General features: G+C 61.3%; 3 protein-coding genes. All 3 read right to left on the reverse strand.

Going from position 1 to position 1,855, the window contains the following annotated elements:
- Positions 1-232 (reverse strand): GPW/gp25 family protein (locus DYI24_RS25855; RefSeq protein WP_205523699.1); only part of this gene is annotated, 232 nt, incomplete at its 3' end.
- Positions 232-741, reverse strand: a complete 510-nt coding sequence (locus DYI24_RS25860; protein ID WP_164574343.1) for a phage baseplate assembly protein domain-containing protein — start codon at positions 739-741, stop codon at positions 232-234. The genes DYI24_RS25855 and DYI24_RS25860, both read right to left, overlap by 1 nt.
- A complete protein-coding gene (locus DYI24_RS25865) occupies positions 741-1,763 on the reverse strand; it encodes a phage baseplate assembly protein (protein WP_164574344.1) in 1,023 nt (340 codons plus the stop codon). The genes DYI24_RS25860 and DYI24_RS25865 overlap by 1 nt, the downstream gene beginning before the upstream one ends.
- Between the last annotated feature and the right edge of the window lie 92 nt (positions 1,764-1,855).

Consider the following 1,855-nt stretch of genomic DNA (forward strand, 5'->3'; position numbering starts at 1 on the left):
GCACCAGGTAGCGCAGCGGATGATCGTCCGGAACGCGGCGATCGGTGAACAGCTGGATGATCACCGCGGTGTGCAGCGCCGCCTTAGACTGCAAGCCGCCCCGGTTTTGCGGCTCATCGGCGCCGGCGATCGCCCAATCTCCGCCGCCCGCCCATGGCGACCAGATCGTATCCCAGCTGAGGTTTGGCTGCGCATCGGAGCTCTCACCGATACGTACTTGCAGCTTCGCCATCAGGCATACCTCGCCATCACATTGATCGACGGTCCGGCCTCGGTCATCACCGGCGAATACGACCCGTCAGTGCCATCACCACCGAGATAGACTTTCTTGCCGTCGCCGGGCTTCACCCAGACCTTGTCGTCAGTTGATCGCAGCTCGACCTGACCTTTTTTCGCAGTGAGGTGGATACCCTCTCCGCTCTTCATCCAAACGACGTTGCCTTTGTCGTCGTAGAGCACCGCGTTGCCTTCGGCGGTGTTCTTCGGCCGATAGTCCTTGTGCTCGCCGCCGAAGAACATCGTGCGATCGGAGCGGCCACCGAGCTGCAGCATCACGCCCTCGCCCTGTTTCGGCGGATGCGATGTGAAGCCGTGATCCTGGATGCGGACGATCTTCTCCGGCCGCTCGGACTTCAGGCCGCCGAGGTCGAGCAGCTGCTGGGATCCGCTGTCGTCGATCTTCAGCACCCGAGCCCGCCGCAGCATGCTACGCAGCGCGTCATCATGCTCGTAATACGACATCAGCGCTTCCACTCTTCTCCGGACTTGTTGCCTTTGCTGTCCTCGCCGCCGTAGGACCGCGGATCTGTCAGTCCCAGCGTCGCAATGCTGCCGTTCTCGTCCTGGTCGAAATCGACGCTCTCGATCAGCATGTCTTGAGCGATGTCCAGGAACGGGCTTTCGGTCCAGACCAGCCAACCCGGCGTCCACACCGTGCCGGCTTCGTCGCGGAAACCCTGCACCCGGATTGTCGCTTTCAGCGCGTCGCCGGCAGCGCGTTCCTTGCGGTTTTTCGCCCGCTTCTTCGCCCGCTTTTTGTCAGTGTCCTCATCCTGGACGACCACCACCGGGCGATGCCGCTTGACTGACTCGTCCTTTTCTCGCGCCTCAACTTCGAGATTATCCTCGCCGTGCCCCGAAGGTCGCTGACCGCGGACGATGTATTCCGAGTGCTGGTTCGATCCGTCGTGATCAGCCGAACCACCCTTGATGTTGACGCCCTCGATAAGCCCTCCGGCGTGGCGCTTGCTGCCTGCCTTGGTGATGTCGACGTCACCATCTGCGCGCCCAGCGAGCGTCATGCCCTGCTGACGAGCAAGCTTCTCGACGCAGCGGAACACGCTCTCGCCCGGTGTGACCTGATACTTTTCAACCTTGTCGAGCTGCTGATCAGTTCGGAACTTGGCCGCGTATTTCTTGCAGACCTCGTTACCAATCTGGTCCGGCGTCTTATTCTTGATCGAGCCGGTATCGTGCTCGGCGCTCCCATCGATCAGATCGGCTGATTTCGAACGCCCCGAAACCGTGATAGACGCCTTCGGCGGGTCGCCTTCGAACTGCGGCTGCCGCTTGTCGACTTGGCCATCGAGCAGCAGATCAGCATTCGCGTAGATCTTCACCGGCGTCCCCTTGGTGAAGAGCCGGTTGGTCGCCGAATCCCCCATCTCAGCCGCAACCTCAAAGCTGAACGACCGTGCAGCTTCGTTAAAGGCCGCGCGCACGTTGATCTTTTCGAACGCCGACCAACGCCCGCCGCCGACCAAAATGGTGACAACTTCGATGCCCATCGATCAGCGCGCCAAAGCTTCGAACGCCAGCGGCATCAGCGATGGATGCACGACACCGTTCCGTTCGA

Origin of the sequence: Rhodopseudomonas sp. BR0C11, assembly GCF_010820945.1 — a bacterium.
Classification (GTDB): Bacteria; Pseudomonadota; Alphaproteobacteria; order Rhizobiales; family Xanthobacteraceae; genus Rhodopseudomonas; species Rhodopseudomonas palustris_H.